The sequence below is a fragment of the Phreatobacter sp. genome (assembly GCF_051860605.1).
GTDB lineage: Bacteria > Pseudomonadota > Alphaproteobacteria > Rhizobiales > Phreatobacteraceae > Phreatobacter.
On record NZ_JBHYDR010000003.1, the window covers coordinates 399,350 to 421,318 of the forward strand.

At 69.1% G+C, this 21,969-nt stretch carries 22 protein-coding genes; 12 read left to right on the forward strand and 10 right to left on the reverse strand.

The window, feature by feature from the left end; translation table 11 throughout:
• Positions 1 to 5 precede the first annotated feature (5 nt).
• Entirely contained in the window at positions 6 to 1,403 is a 1,398-nt protein-coding gene (miaB, locus tag ACTIFS_RS07395; RefSeq protein ID WP_439573414.1) for a tRNA (N6-isopentenyl adenosine(37)-C2)-methylthiotransferase MiaB, read from the reverse strand.
• Between the two features lie 83 nt (positions 1,404 to 1,486).
• On the opposite strand from miaB, the gene ACTIFS_RS07400 reads away from it, so the two are divergent.
• Positions 1,487 to 1,777 (forward strand): type II toxin-antitoxin system Phd/YefM family antitoxin, encoded by a 291-nt coding sequence (locus tag ACTIFS_RS07400; protein ID WP_439573415.1) that lies wholly within the window; start codon positions 1,487 to 1,489, stop codon positions 1,775 to 1,777.
• A gap of 5 nt (positions 1,778 to 1,782) precedes the next feature.
• Entirely contained in the window at positions 1,783 to 2,181 is a 399-nt protein-coding gene (locus tag ACTIFS_RS07405) for a type II toxin-antitoxin system VapC family toxin (protein ID WP_439573530.1), read from the forward strand.
• A 13-nt stretch (positions 2,182 to 2,194) separates the two neighbouring features.
• Here the strand turns inward: ACTIFS_RS07405 and ACTIFS_RS07410 are convergent, their stop codons facing one another.
• The 6 genes from ACTIFS_RS07410 to ACTIFS_RS07435 form a co-directional block, all read right to left on the reverse strand.
• On the reverse strand, positions 2,195 to 3,154 hold the full coding sequence (locus ACTIFS_RS07410; RefSeq protein WP_439573416.1) for an ABC transporter permease: 960 nt from the start codon (positions 3,152 to 3,154) through the stop codon (positions 2,195 to 2,197).
• 7 nt (positions 3,155 to 3,161) lie between these two features.
• The gene (locus tag ACTIFS_RS07415; RefSeq protein WP_439573417.1) at positions 3,162 to 4,139 is read right to left on the reverse strand and encodes an ABC transporter permease; all 978 of its coding nucleotides are present in this window, start codon (positions 4,137 to 4,139) and stop codon (positions 3,162 to 3,164) included.
• 81 nt (positions 4,140 to 4,220) lie between these two features.
• The gene (locus ACTIFS_RS07420) at positions 4,221 to 5,867 is read right to left on the reverse strand and encodes an ABC transporter substrate-binding protein (protein WP_439573418.1); all 1,647 of its coding nucleotides are present in this window, start codon (positions 5,865 to 5,867) and stop codon (positions 4,221 to 4,223) included.
• 255 nt (positions 5,868 to 6,122) lie between these two features.
• A complete protein-coding gene (locus ACTIFS_RS07425; protein ID WP_439573419.1) occupies positions 6,123 to 6,425 on the reverse strand; it encodes a hypothetical protein in 303 nt (100 codons plus the stop codon).
• Positions 6,426 to 6,595: 170 nt separating this feature from the next.
• Positions 6,596 to 6,859 carry an exodeoxyribonuclease VII small subunit gene (locus ACTIFS_RS07430; RefSeq protein ID WP_439573420.1) on the reverse strand — a complete coding sequence of 88 codons (264 nt, stop codon included), beginning with the start codon at positions 6,857 to 6,859 and terminating at the stop codon, positions 6,596 to 6,598.
• A 26-nt stretch (positions 6,860 to 6,885) separates the two neighbouring features.
• The gene (locus ACTIFS_RS07435) at positions 6,886 to 7,815 is read right to left on the reverse strand and encodes a histone deacetylase family protein (protein ID WP_439573421.1); all 930 of its coding nucleotides are present in this window, start codon (positions 7,813 to 7,815) and stop codon (positions 6,886 to 6,888) included.
• A gap of 222 nt (positions 7,816 to 8,037) precedes the next feature.
• Here ACTIFS_RS07435 and ACTIFS_RS07440 point away from each other — a divergent pair, with 222 nt between their 5' ends.
• The 3 genes from ACTIFS_RS07440 to ACTIFS_RS07450 all read left to right on the forward strand — a co-directional run bounded on the left by ACTIFS_RS07440 (position 8,038) and on the right by ACTIFS_RS07450 (position 10,944).
• Positions 8,038 to 8,856, forward strand: a complete 819-nt coding sequence (locus tag ACTIFS_RS07440; protein ID WP_439573422.1) for a DUF1194 domain-containing protein — start codon at positions 8,038 to 8,040, stop codon at positions 8,854 to 8,856.
• A 171-nt stretch (positions 8,857 to 9,027) separates the two neighbouring features.
• A complete protein-coding gene (locus tag ACTIFS_RS07445) occupies positions 9,028 to 9,816 on the forward strand; it encodes an SDR family oxidoreductase (protein WP_439573423.1) in 789 nt (262 codons plus the stop codon).
• Positions 9,817 to 10,026: 210 nt separating this feature from the next.
• A complete protein-coding gene (locus ACTIFS_RS07450; protein WP_439573424.1) occupies positions 10,027 to 10,944 on the forward strand; it encodes a pirin family protein in 918 nt (305 codons plus the stop codon).
• A 4-nt stretch (positions 10,945 to 10,948) separates the two neighbouring features.
• On the opposite strand, the gene ACTIFS_RS07455 is transcribed toward ACTIFS_RS07450, so the two are convergent.
• Positions 10,949 to 11,302 (reverse strand): carboxymuconolactone decarboxylase family protein, encoded by a 354-nt coding sequence (locus ACTIFS_RS07455; protein WP_439573425.1) that lies wholly within the window; start codon positions 11,300 to 11,302, stop codon positions 10,949 to 10,951.
• Between the two features lie 197 nt (positions 11,303 to 11,499).
• Here ACTIFS_RS07455 and dxs point away from each other — a divergent pair, with 197 nt between their 5' ends.
• Genes dxs through ACTIFS_RS07470 form a run of 3 tightly spaced genes read left to right on the forward strand, consistent with a single transcriptional unit; the run spans position 11,500 to position 15,397 of the window.
• Positions 11,500 to 13,428: a 1-deoxy-D-xylulose-5-phosphate synthase gene (gene dxs, locus ACTIFS_RS07460; protein WP_439573426.1), complete on the forward strand. Its 1,929-nt coding sequence runs from the start codon at positions 11,500 to 11,502 to the stop codon at positions 13,426 to 13,428.
• A complete protein-coding gene (locus tag ACTIFS_RS07465; RefSeq protein ID WP_439573427.1) occupies positions 13,425 to 14,183 on the forward strand; it encodes a TlyA family RNA methyltransferase in 759 nt (252 codons plus the stop codon). The genes dxs and ACTIFS_RS07465 overlap by 4 nt, the downstream gene beginning before the upstream one ends.
• Positions 14,180 to 15,397, forward strand: a complete 1,218-nt coding sequence (locus ACTIFS_RS07470) for a class I SAM-dependent RNA methyltransferase (RefSeq protein ID WP_439573428.1) — start codon at positions 14,180 to 14,182, stop codon at positions 15,395 to 15,397. Before ACTIFS_RS07465 ends, ACTIFS_RS07470 begins: the two co-directional genes overlap by 4 nt.
• On the opposite strand, the gene ACTIFS_RS07475 is transcribed toward ACTIFS_RS07470, so the two are convergent.
• Positions 15,394 to 15,972, reverse strand: coding sequence for a hypothetical protein (locus ACTIFS_RS07475; RefSeq protein WP_439573429.1), 579 nt, complete (start codon positions 15,970 to 15,972; stop codon positions 15,394 to 15,396). The two genes, ACTIFS_RS07470 and ACTIFS_RS07475, sit on opposite strands and share 4 nt — an antisense overlap.
• Positions 15,973 to 16,036: 64 nt before the next feature.
• Entirely contained in the window at positions 16,037 to 17,005 is a 969-nt protein-coding gene (locus tag ACTIFS_RS07480; RefSeq protein WP_439573531.1) for an L-threonylcarbamoyladenylate synthase, read from the reverse strand.
• A gap of 202 nt (positions 17,006 to 17,207) precedes the next feature.
• On the opposite strand from ACTIFS_RS07480, the gene ACTIFS_RS07485 reads away from it, so the two are divergent.
• The 4 genes from ACTIFS_RS07485 (at position 17,208) to aroC (ending at position 21,923) form a co-directional block, all read left to right on the forward strand.
• A complete protein-coding gene (locus ACTIFS_RS07485; protein WP_439573430.1) occupies positions 17,208 to 18,992 on the forward strand; it encodes an acyl-CoA dehydrogenase in 1,785 nt (594 codons plus the stop codon).
• A gap of 17 nt (positions 18,993 to 19,009) precedes the next feature.
• Positions 19,010 to 19,771 carry an enoyl-CoA hydratase-related protein gene (locus ACTIFS_RS07490; protein WP_439573431.1) on the forward strand — a complete coding sequence of 254 codons (762 nt, stop codon included), beginning with the start codon at positions 19,010 to 19,012 and terminating at the stop codon, positions 19,769 to 19,771.
• A gap of 131 nt (positions 19,772 to 19,902) precedes the next feature.
• Positions 19,903 to 20,778, forward strand: a complete 876-nt coding sequence (locus ACTIFS_RS07495; protein ID WP_439573432.1) for an SDR family oxidoreductase — start codon at positions 19,903 to 19,905, stop codon at positions 20,776 to 20,778.
• 59 nt (positions 20,779 to 20,837) lie between these two features.
• Positions 20,838 to 21,923, forward strand: coding sequence for a chorismate synthase (gene aroC, locus ACTIFS_RS07500; protein WP_439573433.1), 1,086 nt, complete (start codon positions 20,838 to 20,840; stop codon positions 21,921 to 21,923).
• Positions 21,924 to 21,969 lie beyond the last annotated feature (46 nt).

Consider the following 21,969-nt stretch of genomic DNA (forward strand, 5'->3'; position numbering starts at 1 on the left):
CGTCCTCATTCCGCCGCCTGTGCCGGAACTGCATCGCTTTCGCCAAGCATAGCTCCATCGAGGGAGTGTGTCTTCGTCCCGATGATTCGGACAGGGGCGATGGTGCCGGCAAGAGACGACGGTCCCGTGACCTGTACGGGAACCAGATAGGGCGAGCGTCCGACCATCTGGCCGGGATTGCGGCCGGTCTTCTCGAACAGCACATCCAGCGTGGTGCCGACCAGGCTGGTCTGGAAGGCCTGTTCGCCCGCCTTGATCAGCGCCTGGAGCGCATGTAGCCGTTCGGTCTTCACCGTTTCGGGAACCTGCCCGTCCATGGTCGCGCCGGGCGTGCCGGGGCGCTGCGAATAGGCAAAGGAATAGGCGGTGGCGAAGCCGACCCTGCGGACGATGTCGAGCGTCGCCTCGAAATCCGCGTCGCTCTCACCGGGGAAGCCGACGATGAAATCGGAGGTGATCGCGATGTCGGGGCGGGCCGAACGCACCCGGTCGATCAGGCGCAGATAGTCCGCGCGGGTGTGCTTGCGGTTCATGCGCGCCAGCACGGTATCGGATCCCGCCTGAACCGGCAGGTGGAGATAGGGCATCAGGGCGGGCAGGTCGCGGTGGGCCTCGACCAGGTCCTCGGTCATCTCGCGTGGATGGCTGGTGGTGTAGCGCAGGCGGGCGATGCCCGGCACATCGGCCAGGCGACGGAGCAGCCGGGCCAGCGTCCATTCGGCGCCGTCCGGCCCGAGCCCGTGATAGGCGTTGACGTTCTGCCCGAGCAGCGTGATCTCGCGAACGCCCGCTTCCGCCAGCCTCGCCACATCGGCGACCACCCGCTCCACCGGCCGCGACACCTCGGCGCCGCGGGTATAGGGCACGACGCAGAAGGTGCAGAACTTGTCGCAACCCTCCTGCACGGTGACGAAAGCCGTGAGGCCACGCGCGCGGGTCTTCGCCTCTGGCGCGTCGGGCAGGTGGTTGAACTTGTCCTCGGCCGGAAACTCGGTATCGACCACGCCGGGACGGACCGCAGCGCGGGCGACGAGGTCCGGCAGGCGGTGATAGCTCTGCGGGCCGACGACGAGATCGACCACGCGGGCGCGGCGGACAATCTCCTCGCCCTCGGCCTGTGCGACGCAGCCGGCCACTCCGATGACCACCTGACGGCCGCTGTCGCGGGCCGCATCCTTGATGACGCGCATCCGGCCCAGCTCGGAATAGACCTTCTCGGCGGCCCTCTCGCGGATGTGGCAGGTGTTGAGCAGGATGAGGTCGGCCTCTTCAGGGGTCGCGACCTCGCGATAGCCCTCGGCGCCCATGACATCGGCCATGCGCTGGCTGTCATAGACATTCATCTGGCAGCCGTAGGACTTGACGTAGACGGCCTTGGGCCTGGTGCCGGCGGGTTCGCTCATGCGGGCGCTATAGCGGATTTTGCAGGGCGAGGGGAGCGGCGCAATTCTGGACAGACTAGCCAGAATTGCGCTAGCCTTGTGCCATGGACGACCGGACCCGACCGCCGAAACCCGAGAACTGGCCGCTTCAGGACGCCAAGAACCGCTTCAGCGAGGTGGTGCGGCGTGCCCGTAGCGAGGGCCCGCAGACCGTGACGGTTCATGGCCGGCGGGCGGCGGTGGTGCTGTCGGCGGAGGACTATGACGCGCTGGCGGCGCCGAAGCCGAAGCGAACCCTGGTCGACCATCTGCTCGCAGCGCCCTTTGACCCGGAGTTCGCCGAACTTATCGACGACCGCTCGTCCTACGCGCCGGAGCGGGAGATCGAGTTCTGAAATATCTGGTCGATACGAACGTGGTCTCGGATGCCTACAAGCATGCCACTCCCGTTCAGGCATGGCTCGCCCGGGTGCGGTCCGACGACATGACGCTGAGTGTCGTGACCCTCGGCGAGATCGAGAAAGGCATCCAGATTCGCCGCAGACGCGATGTTCGTGCCGCCGACCGGTTGCAGCTGTGGTTTGACGAACTCAAGGCAGACTTTGGCGACCGCATCCTGCCCGTCGACGAGGCGGTCGCCCTCGCCTGGGGCCGGATCGCGGCGGGGCGCAGCCGTTCCATCACCGACGGGTTGATTGCCGCAACCGCGCAGGTCCACGGGCTGACGCTGGTCACCCGCAACACCCGCGACTTCGCCGATCTCGGCGTGCCGCTGGTCGACCCCTGGACCGGGGCCTGACCCGTCCCGCCCGCTAACGCAATCGCGGATTCAGCGCGTCGCGCAGCCAGTCGCCCAGCAGGTTCACTGACAGGACCAGCCCGGCGAGCACCGCGCCGGGGAAGATCACCACCCACCATTCGCCCGAGAACAGGAACTCGTTGCCGATCTGGATCAACGTGCCGAGCGAGGGCTGGGTCGGCGGCAGGCCGACGCCGAGGAAGGACAGGGTCGCCTCGGTGATGACGGCCAGCGCCAGGTTGATGGTGGCGATCACCAGAACCGGGCCGGTGACGTTGGGCAGCACGTGACGGAACAGGATGGTGGTCTTCGACAGGCCGATGAGCCGGGCCGCCTGGACATATTCCTTGTTGCGCTCGACCAGCGTGGACCCGCGCACGGTGCGGGCATATTGCACCCAGAACGACAGGCCGATGGACAGGACCAGCACCCAGAAGATGACGGTCTCCGAGCGCTGGTTGCCGACCAGCGCGCGGGTCGTGCCGTCGATCAGCAGCGCGATGAGAATGGCCGGGAAGGTCAGCTGCACGTCGGCGATGCGCATGATGATGCTGTCGGCCGTGCCGCCGAAATAACCCGCCACCAGCCCGAGCACGATGCCGATCGTGGCGGCCAGCAGCACGCCGAGCAGCCCGACGAGGATCGAGATGCGCGTGCCGTAGAGGATGGCCGAGAAGACGCAGCGGCCCTGCTGGTCGGTGCCGAGCGGAAAGCGCCACTCGCCCTCCGCCGACCAGGCCGGCGGCTTGGACCCGTCGAGCAGGCTCAGGGTGGCCGGATCGAAGGGATCGTTCGGCGCGATCCAGGGCGCGAAGACCGCCGCCGCCACGAGGATGAAGGCGACCAGCGCCGCGGCCATGGTCACCCACGAGCGGGTGAACGAATAGACGATGTCAGACTCGAGCATGCGCCTGAACAGCGGGCGCGGGGCTTCGGCAGGGCCGTGCGGGGCGGTGGTGTCGGGGGTGCTCATCGCGGCCTCACGTCGCCCGCCCGGCGATCCGGATCCGCGGATCGACGGCGACATAGAGCAGATCGACGACGAGGTTGATGACGACGAACAGCGTCGCCACCAGCAGCAGATAGGCCGCCATGATGGGGATATCGACGTTCTGCACCGCCTGCAGGAACATCAGCCCCATGCCCGGCCACTGGAACACCGTCTCGGTGATGATGGCGAAGGCGATGATCGAGCCGATCTGCAGGCCGGTAATGGTGATGACCGGGATCATCGTGTTCTTCAGCGCATGGCCGAAATTCACCGCGCGATTGGTCAGCCCGCGCGCCCGCGCGAACTTGATGTAGTCGGTGCGCAGCACCTCCATCATCTCCGAGCGGACCAGGCGCATGATCAGCGTCATCTGGAACAGGCCGAGCGTGATGGAGGGCAGGACCAGCGAGGCCCAGCCGTCGAGGGTCAGGAAGCCGGTGGTCCACCAGCCAAGGTCGACCACGCCCTGCCGGCCGAAGGATTTCAGGATCCCCAGCGAGACGGGGAAGATGAAGATGAGCAGGATGCCGATCAGGAAGGTCGGCAATGAGATGCCGATCAGCGAGATGGTCTGGAACAGCCGCGCCAGCCAGGAATTGGGTCTGAGCCCCGAATAGACGCCCATGGGGATGCCGGCGAGCAGCGCGAACAGGGCCGAGACCAGCGCCAGTTCCATGGTGGCGGGAAAACGCTCGGCGATCAGCGTCGAGACCTTCTGCTTGTTCAGGTAGCTGATGCCGAAGTCGAACTGGGCGGCCCGCCAGACGAAGCGGCCGAACTGGACGATGACCGGATCATCGAGGCCGAGCTGCTGGCGGATCTCCGCGCGCTGCTCGGGCGTCGTGTCCTGGCCGACCATCTGGTTGACCGGATCACCGACGAAGCGGAACAGCGTGAAGGCGATCAGCGAGACCGTGAGCAGGACCACGACGGCCTGAACGATCCGGCGCAGGATGAAGGCGAGCATCGAACCTCTCGAAACAGGCGGGGAGCGGCGCCAGCGCCGCTCCCCCTCATGCAGACGTGCCGGGCCGGAACGGCCGGCGGATCAGCGCTTGTTGACCCAGTGGAACAGGAACTGGTTGTCGGCGCGCTGGACCAGTTCCACGTTGCGGGCCACGCCCCAGGCGAGGGCCTGCTGGTGCAGCGGGATGTGGCTCACCTCCTCGTGGATGATCCGGTAGGCCTGGGTGATGAGCGCCAGGCGCTTGGCCGGATCGGCCTCGACCAGGATCTGGTCGGTCAGGGCGTCGACCTGCTCGTTGCAGTAGCCGCCGAGGTTGAAGGCACCCCGGCCGCCGGTCGCCCGGTCGTCGCGGCAGCGCACGAGGTTGTGCAGCACGTTCCAGGAGTCGAACGAGCCGGGGGTCCAGCCGAGCAGGTAGAACGCGGTGTTGAACCCGCCGGAGGCGAGAACCTTGGCGAAATACTGGGCGCGCGGCACGAACTGCGGATTGATGCGGATGCCGACGCGGGCGAGCATGGCCGTGACCGCCTGGCAGATCGCTCCGTCATTGACGTAGCGGTCGTTGGGGCAGTCGAAGGTCACCTCGAAGCGGATGCCGTTCGGGCCGCCCTGGCGCGGATAGCCGGCCTCGTCGAGCAGCCGGTTGGCGGCTGCGAGGTCGTAGGGGTGGCGCTGGAACTGGCCGGCATTCTCGAACATCAGCGGCGAGATCAGCAGCGGCGTCGGTGTGGCGGCCCCGCGCATGACCTGCCGGCGGATCGCCTCGATGTCGATGGCCTGGTAGAAGGCCCGGCGGACGCGCACGTCCTTGAAGGGGTTCTTGCCCTTGACCGAGGAGCCGACGAGTTCGTCGCGGCGCTGGTCCATCTGCAGGAAGATGGTGCGCAGTTCCGGACCTTCCATCACGCGGGCATTGTTGCTCGCATTGATGCGCGGAATGTCCTGCAGCGGCACCGGGTCGATGACGTCGACCTCGCCGGACAGCAGGGCCGCCACGCGGGTCGGCGCCGAGGTGATCGGCGTGAAGATGACCTGCGAGAGATTGTGCTCGACCGTGCCCCACCAGGCGGGGTTGCGGTCATAGACGGTGCGCACGCCGACCTGGTGGAAGGTGATGCGGAACGGGCCGGTGCCGTTGGCATTCAGCGAGGCATAGCCGGGCGTGGTGGCCGAGGCCGAGGTCGGCTGGACCGTATTGTTGGCCTCCGCCCACGACTTGGACATGATGTACCAGGTGTCCCACTCGTAGTGCAGGATCGGGTTCGGCTGCTTCAGCTTGAAATCGACGGTGTGGCTGTCGACCGCCACGACCTCGACATCCGCATCGAGGCGCGAACGAAGATCGGAGGCCTGGGCGCGTACGCGGGTGGCGGAGAAGACCACGTCCGCGGCGGTGAAGTCCTCGCCATTGTGGAACTTGACGCCGCGGCGCAGGTGGAAGCGCCAGCGCAGGCCGTTGTCCAGGATCTCCCAGCGCTCGGCGAGGCCGGGGACAATCTTCAGGTCGCGATCGCGCCGGGTCAGGCCCTCATAGGCATTGCCCTGCAGCGACAGCGTGGTCGTCTCGTTGAGGCTGTAGGGGTCGAGCGTGTTCAGGTTGCCCTGGAAGGCGTAGCGCAGGACCTGGCCCTGCGGCGCCTGGGCAAGGGCCGGAACGGGGGCGGCCGCAAAGGCGCCGCCGAGCGCGAGCGCGAGGCCCGCCGCGTAAAGCGATTGCTTGATGGTCATACTCACTCCCCTCGGTCGAGGTTCTTAAGTCCGCCGCGGGCGCGGGATCGCGCCGGTTGGGGGGCGGCCGGAGGCGCGCACCTTAGACAGGACCGCCGGGCGGCGGAAAGGGGGTCTGCACAATATTTGCCCATGCCGGACAGGCCCATGCCGGACCACAGCCGCTCCCGGGCCGGAAACGGTGGACCGGATCGCCGGAACAGAAGCGGCGGCCCCGTTGACGGGACCGCTGCGAGGCCGGAACAGGGCTCAGGATCAGCGCGGCGCGCAGGCCGGCGGCGGCTTCACATTGGCGCTGCGGCCGATCGGGCCGGTGAAGCCCGGACCGCCGAGGCGAAGAAAGTCACCCGAGCAGGTGAACCGGCGGATGAGGTCGTAATTGACGAGCACGCCGGCGATCGCGATCACGGTCACCGCCGGCCAGGCCGAGGCGGGGCCGACGCCGAGGGCCGGAGGCGGCAGAGCGATCTCGGCCCTTGCAGATGGTGCGGCAGCCATGACGGCCGCGAGGCACAGGGCCGTGGCGATGCTGACACCCTTGAGACGGCTGATACGCATGGAACATCCCCTGACAAGGCTGGAGAGACGGGGCGCGGCGAGGCGAGCCCCATCGTCAGCGCCGCGCGCCAACGCATGAACGTTACCAAGTCGTTACGCAGCCGTACACGCGTGGGACGACGATTCTTTACGTTACGTTAATGCAGCGCGATGGGCGGAACGACCGCGGTTCAGTCGCCATCCAGCGGCGCGGTGCCGGCCGGCCGGCCGTCAGCCGCCAGCGTGATCTTCTGGACGCGTGCCTCGGCATTGCGCAGCAGCGCCTCGCAGCGCTTCTTCAGCGCCTCGCCGCGCTCGTAGATGGCGATGGAATCCTCAAGGGGGACATTGCCGCCCTCCAGCTTCTGGACGATGGATTCCAGCTCGGCCAGGGCCTTCTCGAAGGGCAGCGAGGCCACGTCGGCGTGCTTGTCGGCGGCGGGCTTGTCGGCCATGGCGGGCTCCGGGGGGAATCGGTCTGTCAGCCGCGCATCAATGCCATGACATGGGCGGCGACGGAACGGCCAAGACCTTCGAGGTCGTAGCCGCCCTCCAGCAGCGAGACCAGCCGGCCACCGGCCTTGTCGTCGGCGATGTCCATCAACATCCTGGTGGCCCAGGCGAAATCGGCCTCGGTGAGGTTCAGGTTGGCGAGCGGATCGCGCTCATGGGCGTCGAAGCCGGCGGAGATGATGACAAGATCCGGCGAGAAATCGCGCAGGCGCGGCAGGATCACCACGTCGAACGCCTCCCGGAACGCCTCGCCGCCGTCGCCGGCGCGCAGCGGCGCGTTGACGATCTGGCCATAGGCGCCGGTCTCGCCCGTCGCGCCCGTGCCCGGATAGAGCGGCATTTCGTGGGTCGACAGATACATGACGTTCGGGTCGGACCAGAAGATGTCCTGCGTGCCGTTGCCGTGGTGAACGTCGAAATCCATGATCGCGACTCGGCCGGCGCCATGCCTGGCGCGGGCATGGCGGGCCGCCACCGCCGCATTGTTGAACAGGCAGAAGCCCATGGCTGTCGCCGTCTCGGCATGGTGGCCGGGCGGGCGCGTCGCGACGAAGGCGTTGGAGGCGCGGCGGGTCATCACCTCGTCGACGGCGAAGGCCGCGCCGCCCGCCGAGCGCAGAGCCGCCTCGTAGGAGCCGGGCGACAGGGTGGTGTCGCCGTCGATCTGGACGAAGCCCATCATGGGCGTGGCGGCATCGATCCGCTCGACGAATTCGGACGGGTGGACACGGATGAGTTGCTCGACGCTTGCCAGCGGGGCCTCGTCGCGCACGAGGTCGGAGAAGCGCTCGTGCTCCAGCACATGGGTGATCATGCGCAGGCGGTCGGCCCGCTCAGGGTGCCCGCGCGGGGTCTCGTGGTCGAGGCACTGCGGGTGGGAGACGACAAGCGTGGTCACGGATGCAAAGCCTTCCTTGGCGATCAGGCCCGCCCTCGAGGGGCCCGCGCGGTTCTCCCGTGTGCATTCAACCACCGGCGGCAGGCCGGATGCAACAAAGGCGGCGCACGCGATCGTGATGAATGACCGACCGCCTTGACCGCGACCCGGGCGCCCGGCCGATTGACGCCGGCAGGTGCTGTGTCAGGCTTGGCATCAAGGCCTGTGGTGTCGGGGACCGTCATGATCCGAGCAGTGCTTCTTGCCGCCTCCCTTCTGGTCGCCTCAACAGCGGCGGTGACCACCCAGAGCCGGCCGCAGCCGACAGAGGTGGATCTCCAGCTCGTCCTCGCCGTCGACATCTCCTATTCGATGGACCCGGAGGAGCAGAAGCTGCAGCGCGAGGGCTACCTGCAGGCCGTCGTCTCCCAGGAAGTGATCGACGCCATCGGGCGCGGCCTCGTCGGCAAGGTGGCCATGACCTATGTCGAATGGGCCGGCACGCATGACCAGCAGGTGGTGGTCGGCTGGCGCATCATCGACAGCCTGGCCAGTGCCCGCGCTTTTGCCGCCGAGATCGCAGCCAAGCCGATCCGCCGCGGCTTCCGCACCTCCATTTCCGGCGCCCTGACCTTCAGCACCGACCTGATCGAGACCTCGGGCCTGCGGTCCATGCGCCGGGTGATCGACGTGTCGGGGGACGGCGCCAACAATCACGGGCAGCTCATCGAGCCGGCGCGCGACGCCGTGCTGGCCAAGGGCATCACCATCAACGGCCTGCCGATCATGCTGCCGCGGCCGATGCGCCGGCAGGCCGACATCGACAATCTCGACGCCTATTACCAGGACTGCGTGGTGGGCGGCCGCGGCTCCTTCGTCATCCCGATCAAGGACGAGAGCCAGTTCATTCCGGCCACGCGGCGCAAGCTGATCCTCGAGGTTGCCGGCATCCTGCCTGCCTTCGACACCGCCGGCGAGCCTGCCGTCACCCCGGTGCAGAGCGAGAAGGTCGACTGCCTGATCGGCGAGCGCATGTGGCGCGAGCGGTGGGAGCGGAACTAGGCTCGGTGCCACCCGCCGCGCTGAAGGCGCGCGCCTGCCGCGACTTGCCACGCGGTGTTTTCTCTCGCAGCGGACGCCCGTCGCGCTCGCGCTGATCTGTCCCGCCCACGGTCCTCTTGCCTTCGCCGCCGGTTCGGGCTTGGCTCTCGGCCCCAATTTCAGGAGACAGCCATGGATCTCGGCCTCGCCGACAAGACCGCCCTCGTTCTCGCCTCAAGCCGTGGCCTTGGCCTCGGCATTGCCGAGGCGCTGGCCGCCGAAGGGGTGACCGTGATGCTGGTCGGCCGCACCGCCGACCGGATCAAGGCCAATGCCGAGGCGATCACCGCGCGGGGCAAGGGCAAGGCCTATGGCATCGCCGCCGATCTCGGCGCGGCAGGAGCCGTGGAGGAGATCGTGGCGCTGGCCGAGAAGACGCTCGGGCGCATCGACATCCTGGTGAACAACACCGGCGGCCCGCCGGCCAAGCCTGCCGTGGAAGTGGCCGCGGACGAATGGGTCAAGTATTTCAAGACCATGGTCGAGCCGGTCTTCGCCATCACGGCGAAGGTCCTGCCGGGTATGCGCGCGCGCAAGTGGGGCCGCGTCCTGACGGTGGCCTCCTCCGGCGTCGAGCAGCCGATCCCGAATCTCGCACTGTCGAACGCGCTGCGCTCGTCGATCGTCGGCTGGTCCAAGACCTTGTCCACCGAGGTCGCCAAGGACGGCGTGACGGTGAACATGATCCTGCCCGGCCGGATCGCGACCGACCGGATCAAGGAACTCGACGAGGCCAATGCGCAGCGCTCGGGCAAGTCCATGGAGGAGATCCAGACCGCCTCGATCGCCACCATTCCGGCCGCCCGGCTCGGCACTGCCGCCGAATTCGGCGCCACCGCCGCCTTCCTCTGCTCGGAGCAGGCCGGCTACATCACCGGGTCGAAGATCCGGGTCGACGGTGGCGCCACCCGCAACGTCTGACCGATACCGGGGCAGGAGGGGTCCGGCCTGGTCGGGCCGGATCCCATGCCCTCGCCTCTTCCCTGCCCTCGCCGCTCCCCGGCGCGACGGGGATAGTGGCAATGCGCCTTCCTTGCACCGGCGCAAGATCGGCCAGCACTGGCGCCGGTCGCCCTTCCCCCCATCCTCGGCTAGGCTTGGTCCTTCATCTCCAGCCCCGAGGAGCCCGCCATGTCTTTCGCCCCGACCCCCGATCCGGCCCCTGGCGACGCGTTCACCTGCGACGCCATCGAGATGCTGATCGTGCCGCGCACCCACGACATCGGCGGCTTCACCGTGCGCCGCGCCCTGCCCTTCGCGAAGCGCCGCATGGTCGGCCCGTTCATCTTCTTCGACCATATGGGTCCGGCCGAGTTCAAGGACGGAGGCGGCATCGACGTGCGCCCGCACCCGCATATCGGGCTGTCCACGGTCACCTATCTGTTCGAGGGCGAGATCCAGCACAGGGATTCGCTCGGCACCTACAGGCCGGTGCGGCCCGGCGAGGTCAACCTGATGACCGCCGGCCGGGGCATCGTCCATTCGGAACGCACCGACCCGGCGCTCAAGGCGAAGGGCCATGCGCTGCACGGCATCCAGAGCTGGGTGGCGCTGCCGAAGCATCACGAGGAGACGACGCCCGGCTTCGAACATATCGACGAGGCGGCGCTTCCGGTGGTCCAGGGCGAGGGCAAGACCATCCGCGTGGTGATGGGACAGCTCTACGGCGCGACCTCCCCGACGACCCAGCACTGGCCGACCATCTATGCCGATATCGTGCTGGAGGCGGGCGCGAAGCTGCCGGTGGACCCGGAGGCGGAGGAGCGCTGTCTCTACGTCGTCTCGGGCGAGATCGACGTGCAGGGCGACACGTTCCGCGAGGGCCAGTTGCTGGTGCTGAGGCCCGGCGACCGCATCTCGCTCTCGGCTCTTCAGCCCGCGCGCCTCATCCTGTGCGGCGGGGCGACCATGGACGGCCCCCGCCACATCTGGTGGAACTTCGTGTCGTCCTCGAAGGAGCGGCTCGACCAGGCCAAGGAAGACTGGAAGCAGAAGCGCTTCGACACCGTGCCGGGCGACGAGGAGGAGTTCATTCCGCTGCCGGAATGATGAGTCAGCCCTTCGCCTTCTCCTCGAACTGCAGGAAGGCCGTATAGGCGTCGGCGGCATACATGAGCGAGGGGCCGCCGCCCATCTGGATGGCGACGCCGAGCACCTCGGCCACCTCCTGGCGGGTGGCGCCGAGCTTGACGAGCGCCTCGGCATGGTAGCCGAGGCAGCCGTCGCAGCGGGCGGCGACGCCCAGTGCCAGCGCGATGAACTCCTTGGTCTTCTTCGACACGGCGCCATCCTTCATGGCGGCCTGCGTCAGGGTCGAGAATCCGGCCATGGTCTCGCCTGCCTCCTTGCGCAGGTCGCGCAGGCCCGCCGACAGGTCGCGGGTGATCTCAGGATAGGATTTGGGCATGGGGCTGCTCCGTCATTCATATTCAATGAAATGAATACAATTGGCGGCACACCATTCGCAACCGTCTCCGCCGCAGGCCTTCCCTGCGCCATATGGCCGCCCTGTGACAGCCGCGTTGCGCCGGCCCTGTCCGGTGGTGTAACCCTCAACCCGAGGTGCCGCGCCCCCGTCCGCGCCGCATCCTGCCGGTGACAGACGTGACAGAACGCCCTGCGACGCCCCTTCTCGACACGATCCGTGTCCCCTCTGACCTCCGCAAGCTTCCAGAGACCAGCCTGAGGCAGGTGGCGGACGAACTGCGCGCGGAAACCATCGCGGCGGTTTCGGTGACCGGAGGGCATCTCGGCGCCGGCCTTGGCGTGGTGGAACTGACCGCCGCCCTCCACCATGTCTTCGACACGCCCGCCGACCGCATCATCTGGGACGTCGGCCACCAGGCCTATCCGCACAAGATCCTGACCGGCCGTCGCGACCGCATCCGCACGCTGCGCCAGGGCGGCGGCCTGTCCGGCTTCACCCGCAGGGCGGAGAGCGAATACGATCCGTTCGGCGCGGCCCATTCCTCCACCTCGATCTCGGCCGGGCTCGGCATGGCGGTGGCGCGCGACCTGTCGGGCGCGAAGAACCACGTCATCGCGGTGATCGGCGACGGCGCCATGAGCGCCGGCATGGCCTACGAGGCGATGAACAATGCCGGCGCGCGGCACGAGAAGCTGATCGTCATCCTCAACGACAACGACATGTCGATCGCCCCGCCGGTGGGCGCCATGTCGGCCTATCTGGCCCGGCTCGCCTCGGGGAAGACCTACCTGAAGCTGCGCGACATCGGAAAGCAGCTGACCAGGCGCCTCGGCAAGACCATCGACCGGACGGTGACCCGCGCGGTGGAACATGCCCGCGGCTTCGTCACCGGCGGCACGCTGTTCGAGGAGCTCGGCTTCTACTATGTCGGCCCCATCGACGGGCACAATCTCGACCACCTCCTGCCCGTGCTGAAGAATGTCCGGGATGCCGATTTCGGGCCGATCCTCGTCCATGTCGTCACCCAGAAGGGCAAGGGCTACGGCCCGGCCGAGGAGACCGCCGACAAGCTGCACGCCGTGGCGAAGTTCGACGTGGTCACCGGCGCGCAGGTCAAGGCCAAGGCCAATGCGCCGAGCTATACGAAGGTGTTCGGCGAGAGCCTGATCAAGGAGGCCGCGAAGGACGACCGCGTCGTCGCCATCACCGCCGCCATGCCGTCCGGCACCGGCATCGACCTGTTCGAGGCGGCCTTTCCCGCGCGAACCTTCGATGTCGGCATTGCCGAACAACATGCGGTCACGTTTGCGGCTGGCCTGGCAACGGAGGGCTACAAGCCGTTCTGCGCCATCTATTCCACCTTCCTCCAGCGCGCCTATGACCAGGTCGTCCACGACGTGGCGATCCAGGGCCTGCCGGTGCGCTTCCCCATCGACCGCGCCGGCCTTGTCGGTGCCGACGGGGCGACCCATGCCGGTTCGTTCGACGTTGCCTATCTCGGCTGCCTGCCGGGCATGACCATCATGGCGGCCGCCGACGAGGCCGAACTCGTCCACATGGTGGCAACCGCCGCCGCCCATGACGCAGGGCCCATCGCCTTCCGCTATCCGCGCGGCGAGGGCGTCGGCGTCGAACTGCCCGAACAGGGCGTGCCGCTCGCCATCGGCAAGGGGCGGATCGTGCGCGAGGGCACGCGCATCGCCCTCCTGTCGCTCGGCACGCGGCTGGCCGAATGCGTGAAGGCGGCCGAGGACCTCGGCGCGCTCGGCCTGTCGACGACCGTTGCCGATGCCCGCTTCGCCAAGCCGCTCGATATCGACCTCGTCACCCGGCTGGCGCGCGAGCACGAGGTGCTGATCACCATCGAGGAAGGCTCCATCGGCGGGTTCGGCTCCTTCGTCCTGCATGCGCTGGCCGAGCGCGGCCTGCTCGACGGCGCCTGCCGCGTCAGGCCCATGGTGCTGCCGGACGCCTTCCTGGATCACGACAAGCCGGAAGCCATGTATGCCCGCGCGGGGCTCGACGCGAAGGGGATCGTGGCGAAGGTGTTCGAGGCGCTGGGGCGGGAGGCCGTGCCGGTCGCGACCGGCGCGCTCAGGGCTTGAAGGCAGGCCGGCGCCGCGCCGACATCCTGCTCGTCGAGCGCGGGATCTTCGACAGCCGCGCCAGGGCCCAGGCCGCGATTTCGGCGGGCCTGGTGGCCGCGGACGGCAAGCCCGTTCGCAAGGCCTCGGAAGAGATTTCATCGACTGCCGGGATCGTCGCGCAGGCACCCCATCCCTGGGTCTCGCGCGGCGGGATGAAGCTGGCGCGGGCGCTGGAGGCGTTTCAGGTGCGGCCGGGCGGGCGGGTGTGCCTCGATGTCGGCTCGTCGACCGGCGGCTTCACCCATGTTCTGCTGACCGGGGGCGCCCGGCACGTTGTCGCGGTCGATACCGGCCGCGACCAGTTCCATGCCTCGCTGCGCGGCGATCCGCGCGTGACGCTGATGGAGGGCACGGATATTCGCAAGCTCTCGACCGCCGGCCTGCCTGACGTGCCGGACCTTGCCGTGGTCGATGTCAGCTTCATCTCGCTGAAGCTGGTGCTGCCAGCGGTTTCGGCGCTCCTTGCGGCGGATGCCGAGCTGATCGCGCTGGTGAAGCCGCAATTCGAGGTGGGGCGTGCGCATGTCGGCAAGAACGGCGTTGTGAGCGATGGTGCCGCCCGCGATGCGGCGGTTGCCGCCATCCGCGCGGAGGCCGAACGGCTCGGCTGGCGCGTCGGCGGCGTCATCGACAGCCCTGTCGCCGGCGGTGACGGGAACCGGGAATATCTGATGCACGGGGTACGGCCGTGCCACGCGCCGGAGCGCCGATGACCACCTGCCTCACCATCTCCCATGTCGGCCATCGCGGCGACGGGGTCGCGGAGGGCCGCTTCGTGCCCTTCACCCTGCCCGGCGAAGTGGTGGAGGTTGAGGGCGAAGCCGAGCGCGCGGCGCCCGTCCGCATCGTCAGCCCCAGCCCAGACCGCGTCGCGCCACCCTGCCCGCATTTCGGCACCTGCGGCGGCTGCGCGCTGCAGCACTGGGCACGCGCGCCCTATCTCGACTGGAAGCGCGACCTCGTTGCTGCCGCCCTGCGCCAGCACGGCCTCGTCGCGGACATCGCGCCGACCATCGACGCCCATGGCGAGGGCCGCCGCCGCGTGGCCTTCCATGCCCGCCGGGGCGACGGACCGCGCCCGACCGTTGGCTTTGCCGCCGCGCGCAGCCACGCGATCATTGCCATCGACGCCTGCCCGCTGCTGGCGCCCGGCCTTGGCGGGGCGCTGGCCGCCGCGCGCCGCATCGCGACCACCCTCGAGGGTGTGGCCAAGCCGCTCGACCTTCAGGTGACCGCCGCCGCGCAGGGCCTCGACATGGACCTGCGCGGGGCGGGCCGTCTCTCCGAACGCGAGCGGCTTCGCCTCATCGAGGCCGCGGGCGCGGCCGGCCTTGCCCGGCTGACCAATCACGGAAGCCTGGTCATGCAGCGCGAGCAGCCGGTGGTGCTGGTCGACGGTCTCGCCGTGCCGCTGCCGCCCGGCGCTTTCCTGCAGGCGACGGAAGCCGGCGAGACGACGCTCGCCCGGCTCGTTCTCGGCGCCGTGGGCAAGGCGAAGGCGGTCGCGGACCTGTTCTGCGGCGTCGGTCCCTTCGCGCTGAGGCTGGCGCGACAGGCGCGGGTTCTGGCCATCGATGCCGACGCACCGGCCATTGCCGCACTGGCCGCCGCGACGCGCACGGCCTCCGGTCTCAAGCCGATCCGCGCGGAGGCGCGCGACCTGTTCCGCCGGCCCCTGCTTGCGGCCGAACTGAAGGGCCTCGACGCGGTGGTGTTCGACCCGCCGCGGGCCGGGGCCGAGGCCCAGGCAAAGCTGCTGGCGAAGGCCGATATCGGCCGCATCGTCGCCGTGTCCTGCAATCCCGCCACCTTCGCCCGCGATGCGACGATCCTTGCGGCCGGCGGCTGGAAGCCCGGCACCCTGACGCCGGTGGATCAGTTCCGCTGGTCGGCGCATGTGGAACTGGTCGCGGACTTCACCCGCTAGGGTCCGGCGAGCGGCGGCGGCGGCGCGAGGCCCCGGCCACGCAGCGCGGCGACATAGTCGTCGACCACCCGGGCTGGCAGCAGGCGCTTCAGCGCCGCGTGGTGGGTGATCGCGGGGTCACGGTTGAGGGGAATGAGGAACACGCCGCGGTCGCGGGTCTCCACCACGACCTCGTCGACCAGGCGAGGGCTTCGGCCGCCGGTCCAGCGGGACCGGTAGTGGACGCCCTCAAGGTCGGCGAGGGCGAATTCCTCGCGCACGTGCCGGAAGCCCGAACAGCCCTCGAAGACCAGAACGCCATTGCCGAACGCGATGTGGCGATAGACCGGCCCGTCGAGGAAGACGACGTAGAGGCCGATGGCGAGCGACACCGCGCCAGTGCCGCCGAGGATCAGGACCATCGCCCGCAGGGGTGTCGCGGTCTGCTGCGTGCGGCGCACGATCATCCAGGCCATGCCACCGAGGAGCAGCAGAATACCGAGGAGAACCCCCACGACCAACAGCAGCGACTCGATGGTCGAGCGCGTGCAGCTGACCCCCGACCAGGCTCCCGTGAAGACTGTATCCATCGCCACTCCGCCGTATATCCTGGCTGTCAGGATGGCCTGCCGTCGATTCTCCAAACAGGCCGGTTTTCCATCATCCCCGCGGCGCGGCGGCGCGGGCGAGCCGGTCGCGGATGGCCTCGCCAAGGCCCCGCTTCGGGATCGGCATGACCGCGATGCGCGCGGCCCCCGAGGCATCGAGCGCGCGCAGGTGGCCGAACAGGTTGGCGGCGGCTTCGGAAAGATCGCCCGAGGGCGACAGGTTGAGGACGGTTGCCGCGCCGGCCGGCACGTCGGGTCCGAAGGCGAGCAGCGCCTCGTTCGCGGCCACGTCGCGCGCATCCAGCCGGATGGCGGCATTCGGCGCGTAGTGGGAGGCGAGCATGCCCGGCGCGATGGTCGTCTCACTAGAGGACGCCGCCAGCGGCCGGCCGATCACGGCCTCCGCCGCCTCGCGCGCAAGGCCTCCGGGCCGCAGCAGCACCGGATCGCCGCCGAGGCAGGCGATGATGGTCGATTCCACGCCGACATCGGCGGCTCCGCCCTCCACCACCGCGTCGATCCGGCCGTCGAGATCGGCCAGGACATGGGCGGCCGTCGTCGGGCTGACATGGCCGGACCGGTTGGCCGAGGGCGCCGCGACCGGCCGGCCGGCCGCCTTGAGGATGGTCCGGGCCAGCGCATGGGACGGCACGCGCAGGCCGATCGTGTCGAGGCCGGCGCGGGCAAGGTCGGAGATGCCGGCGCCCGCCGCCATGGGCACGACAAGCGTCAGCGGCCCCGGCCAGAAGGCGCGGGAGAGCGCATCGGCGGCGGCGTCGAACTGCCCGAGGCCGCGGGCCTCGTCCGGCTCCGCGACATGGGCGATCAGCGGGTTGAAGCTCGGCCGTCCCTTGGCTTCGTAGATGCCGGCCACGGCCCGGCCGTCGGTCGCGTCGGCGCCGAGGCCATAGACCGTCTCGGTCGGGAAGGCGACGAGGCCACCCTCGCGCAGCAGGCGTCCGGCCTCGGCAAGGCCGTGCAGGTCGGCGGCAAGGCGGCGGGTGGCGCGGCGCGGTGACATGGCCGGCCGCTTAGCATGGCGGTCGTGGAAATTCACCACCGGCACCAGCCCTGTGCGAGCCCTCACACCACCCTCCCCCCATCGGCCGATGGCCCGCCGCCTGTCGTGCTGTTGCACGATGGGTCCGGCGCGATCATCCTTCCGGTCTCCTTGTCGGGGCGGCGCGCGGGACCTATCACATCCCGACGACCGGAGGATTGCCATGACCTATCGCGCGCCCGTCGCCGACATGATCGCCGCCCTGAAACATTCCGCCGGACTGGAGGCGGCGCTCGCCGACGGCCTCTACGGCGATCTCGGCCTCGACGACGTTCAGGCGATCCTGGAAGAGGCCGGAAAGTTCGCGGGCGAGCGCATCGCCCCGCTCAACATGCCCGGCGACCGCCACGGCACGCCGTTCCGCGACGGGCAGGTCACCATGCCGCCGGGCTGGAAGGCGGCCTATGACGACTGGTGCGCGGCCGGCTGGAACGGGCTGATGGCCTCGCCCGATTTCGGCGGGCAGGGCCTGCCCTGCGTGATCAATTCCGCGTGCCTCGAAATGTGGAACGCGGCCTCCGGTGCCTTCGGCCTCGGGCCCCTGCTCACCCAGGGCGCGATCGAGGCGATCGCCGCCCATGCCTCGGAAGACCTGAAGGCGACCTACCTGCCGAAGATGATCTCGGGCGAGTGGACCGGCACGATGAACCTGACCGAGCCGTCGGCCGGTTCGGACCTTGCCGGCCTGCGCACAAAGGCGGTGCGCGCCGGGGACGGCACCTACCGCATCACCGGGTCGAAGATCTTCATCACCTATGGCGAGCACGACCTGACCGACAACATCATCCACCTCGTTCTCGCGCGCCTGCCCGACGCCCCGGCCGGCACCAAGGGCATCTCCCTGTTCATCGTGCCCAAGGTGCTGGTGAATGCGGACGGCTCGCTGGGGGAGCGCAACGACGTGCGCTGCCATTCCATCGAGCACAAGCTCGGCGTCCATGCCTCGCCGACCTGCACGATGGTCTATGGCGACAAAGGCGGGGCGGTCGGCTGGCTGGTCGGCGAGGAAAACCGCGGCCTGATGGCCATGTTCACGATGATGAACAATGCCCGCCTCGCGGTGGCGCTGCAGGGCGTCGCTGTCGCCGAACGCGCGACCCAGCAGGCGATTGCCTATGCGGCCGAGCGCCGGCAGGGCAAGGCGGCGGGCTTTGCCGGCGAGGGCATGAGCCCGATCATCCACCATCCGGACGTGAAGCGCATGCTCGCCACCATGCGCGCCTCGACGCGCGCGGCCCGGTCGATCTGCTACCGGCTCGCCGCCGCCCTCGACCGCGCCCATCTCGGCCGGAGCGAGGCGGAGCGCAAGGCGGGGCATGCCCGCGCCTCGCTGCTGACCCCGGTCGCCAAGGCTTTCGCAACCGATATCGGCAACGAGGTCGCATCCCTCGGCGTGCAGGTTCATGGCGGCATGGGCTTCGTGGAGGAGACCGGGGCGGCCCAGCACATGCGCGACGCGCGCATCTACGCCATCTACGAGGGCACCAACGGCATCCAGGCCATCGACCTCGTCACCCGCAAGATCGGCCTCGACGGCGGCGGCGTGGTGGCGGCCGAGATCGCCGCCATGCGCGAGACGGTGGCGCAGGTCGCAGGCTCCAACGCGGAGGATTTCGGCACGACCGCCGCCCGCCTCGGCGAGGCGGTGGATGCGCTGGAAACCGCGACCCGGCATCTGCTCGCCGCTCTCGGCTCGGATGCCGAGGAGGCCCTGGCCGGCGCCACGCCCTATGCGCGCCTGTTCGGCCTGGCCCTCGGCGGCACCGGCCTTGCCGCCAAGGCCCTTGCCGCCCGTGCCAACGGGGCCGGCGAGGCTGCGCGAGCGGAGGCTGTCGGCCTTGCCCGCTTCTTCGCCGAGAACCTTGCCACCGCCGCGCCCGGCCTTGCCGCTACCATCACCGGCGGCGGAGCCTCGGTCCGCGGCCTCGACTTCCCGCTTGCCAGCTGAGCCAGGACCGTCACGCCATGCAGGACAATGTCACCACAGGCCATGTCACCGTCACCCGCCAGGACAACGGGGTGGCGCTCGTCCGCATGAACCGCCCCGACAAGAAGAACGCCCTGACGGGGGCCATGTACGACACCATGCGCGCCGTCATCGAAAACGCGGCGGCGGACGGCACACGCGCCGTGGTCTTTGCCGGCTCGCCGGGCGTGTTCACCTCCGGCAACGACATCGCCGATTTCATGCAGCGCTCGGCGGGCGGGCAGAGCACCTCGCCGGCCGGCGACTTCATCAAGGCGCTGGCGACCGTCGAGGTGCCGATGATCGCCGCCGTGGACGGGCTCGCCATCGGCATCGGCACCACCATGGTGCTGCACATGGACCTCGCCTATGCCAGCCCCAATGCGATGTTCCGCATGCCCTTCGTCGATCTGGGGCTGGTGCCGGAGGCAGGTTCGTCGCTGACCTTCCCGCGCTTGGCGGGCCTCAAGAAGGCGACCGAGTACCTCATGCTCGCGGAGGCCTTCGGCGCGAAGGAGGCCGAGGAGATCGGGCTGGTCAATGCCGTTCTCGATCCCGGCGAGATCGAGGCGAAGGCGCTGGCCGCCGCCGCAAGGCTTGCCGCCAAGCCTCCCATCGCGCTCGCCCATACCCGCCGGCTGATCCGCAAGGGCGCCGAGGAAATCCGCGCGCGCATGGACGAGGAGGGCGCGCTGTTCGCCGAACTGCTGAAGGGCGACGAGGCGCGGGCCGCCTTCATGGCCTTCATGACGCGGAAATAACGGCAAGGCGCGGGGCGGACCCGCTCCGCGCCTTGCACATTGGACATACGTCCTTCGAGGCTCGCCCGGAACGGGCGAGCCTCGAAGGACGTATGTGGGTCGAGCAGGGTGACAACCACAAGGAGACGACCATGAGCCTGAAGGACAAGACCCTGTTCATCACCGGTGCCTCGCGCGGCATCGGGCTTGCCATCGCGCTCAGGGCCGCGCGTGACGGCGCCAATGTGGTCGTCGCGGCCAAGACCGAGACGCCGCATCCGAAGCTTCCGGGCACCATCCATTCGGCGGCAGCCGAGATCGAGGCGGCGGGCGGCAAGGCCCTGCCGCTGATGGTCGACGTGCGCGAGGAAGAGAGCGTCGCCGACGCCATGGCGAAGACGGTCGAGCGCTTCGGCGGCCTCGACATCGTCGTCAACAATGCGTCCGCCATCAACCTGTCGCCGGTCGAGAAGCTGGACATGAAGCGTCTCGACCTGATGCACCAGGTCAATGCGCGCGGCACCTACCTTGTCTCCAAACATGCCATCCCGCTGCTGAAGGCGAGCGCTGCCGCCGGGCGCAATCCGCACATCCTCGCGCTGTCCCCGCCGCTCGACATGAATGTGCGCTGGTTCGCCGGCTCGACCGGCTATTCCATGGCCAAGTTCGGCATGAGCATGGTGGTGCTCGGCCTGTCGGGCGAGTTGAAGGGCACGGTCGGGGTCAATGCGCTGTGGCCGCGCACGACGATCGCCACATCGGCGATCAGGAACCTGCTCGGCGGCGACAACCTGATGGCCATGAGCCGGTCGCCGGAGATCATCGCGGACGCGGCCCATGCGATCTTCGTCAAGCCGTCGAGCTTCACCGGCCATTTCCTGATCGACGACACGTTCCTCGCCGGCGAGGGCGTTACCGATTTCGACCGCTACCGCATGGACCCGACCAAGGCGCTGGCGCCGGACTTCTTCGTGCCGGAGAGCATCGCCCCGCCGGCGGGCGCGACCTACGGGCCGCTCACCGGCTGAACCGTCGCGCCCGCCTTCCCGAACTTGACCGCGCGACGCGCGATGCCTAATCCCGCCCCATGTCGCACAACACGTTCGGGCACCTCTTCCGCGTCACCACCTTCGGCGAAAGCCACGGGGTGGCGCTCGGCTGCGTGGTGGACGGCTGCCCGCCGCTGATCCCGCTCACCGAGGCCGATATCCAGGGCGATCTCGACCGGCGCCGGCCCGGCACCTCGCGCTTCACGACCCAGCGGCGCGAGGCCGACCTGGTGAAGATCCTGTCCGGCGTGATGGTCGATGATGCGGGCGTGCAGGTGACCACCGGAACGCCGATCGCGCTGCTCATCGAGAACACCGACCAGCGCTCCAAGGACTATTCCGACATCAAGGACCGGTTCCGGCCGGGCCATGCCGATTTCACCTACGAGGCCAAATACGGCATCCGCGACTATCGCGGCGGCGGGCGCTCCTCGGCGCGCGAGACGGCGGCGCGGGTCGCAGCCGGCGCGATCGCCCGCAAGGTCGTGCCGGGGCTGAGCGTGCGCGGCGCGCTGGTCCAGATGGGGCCGCACGCCATCGACCGGGAGAAATGGGACTGGGCCGAGGTGGGCAACAACCCGTTCTTCTGCCCGGACACGGAGAAAGCCGCCTTCTACGAGACCTATCTGGATGGCATCCGCAAGTCCGGCTCCTCCATCGGCGCGGTGATCGAGGTGGTGGCCGAAGGGGTTCCGGCGGGCCTCGGTGCGCCGGTCTATGGCAAGCTGGACGCGGAGATCGCCGCCGCGCTGATGGGCATCAATGCCGTCAAGGGCGTGGAGATCGGTGCCGGCTTCGGCGCAGCGATGCTTTCAGGTGAGGAGAATGCCGACGAGATCCGCATGGGCAATGACGGCAAGCCGCTGTTCCTGTCGAACCATGCCGGCGGCATCCTGGGCGGCATCTCGACCGGGCAGCCGGTGGTGGCGCGCTTTGCGGTGAAGCCGACCTCCTCGATCCTCACCCCGCGGCTGACCATCGACAAGCACGGGGCCGAGACCGACATCTTCACCAGGGGCCGGCACGATCCCTGCGTCGGCATCCGGGCGGTGCCGGTGGGCGAGGCCATGGTCGCCTGCGTGATCGCCGACCATTTTCTCAGGCACCGCGGCCAGAACGGCTGAGGCGGGTGGCCGTCATGGGTGGCGGGGCGGCCGGAGCGTTGATCCC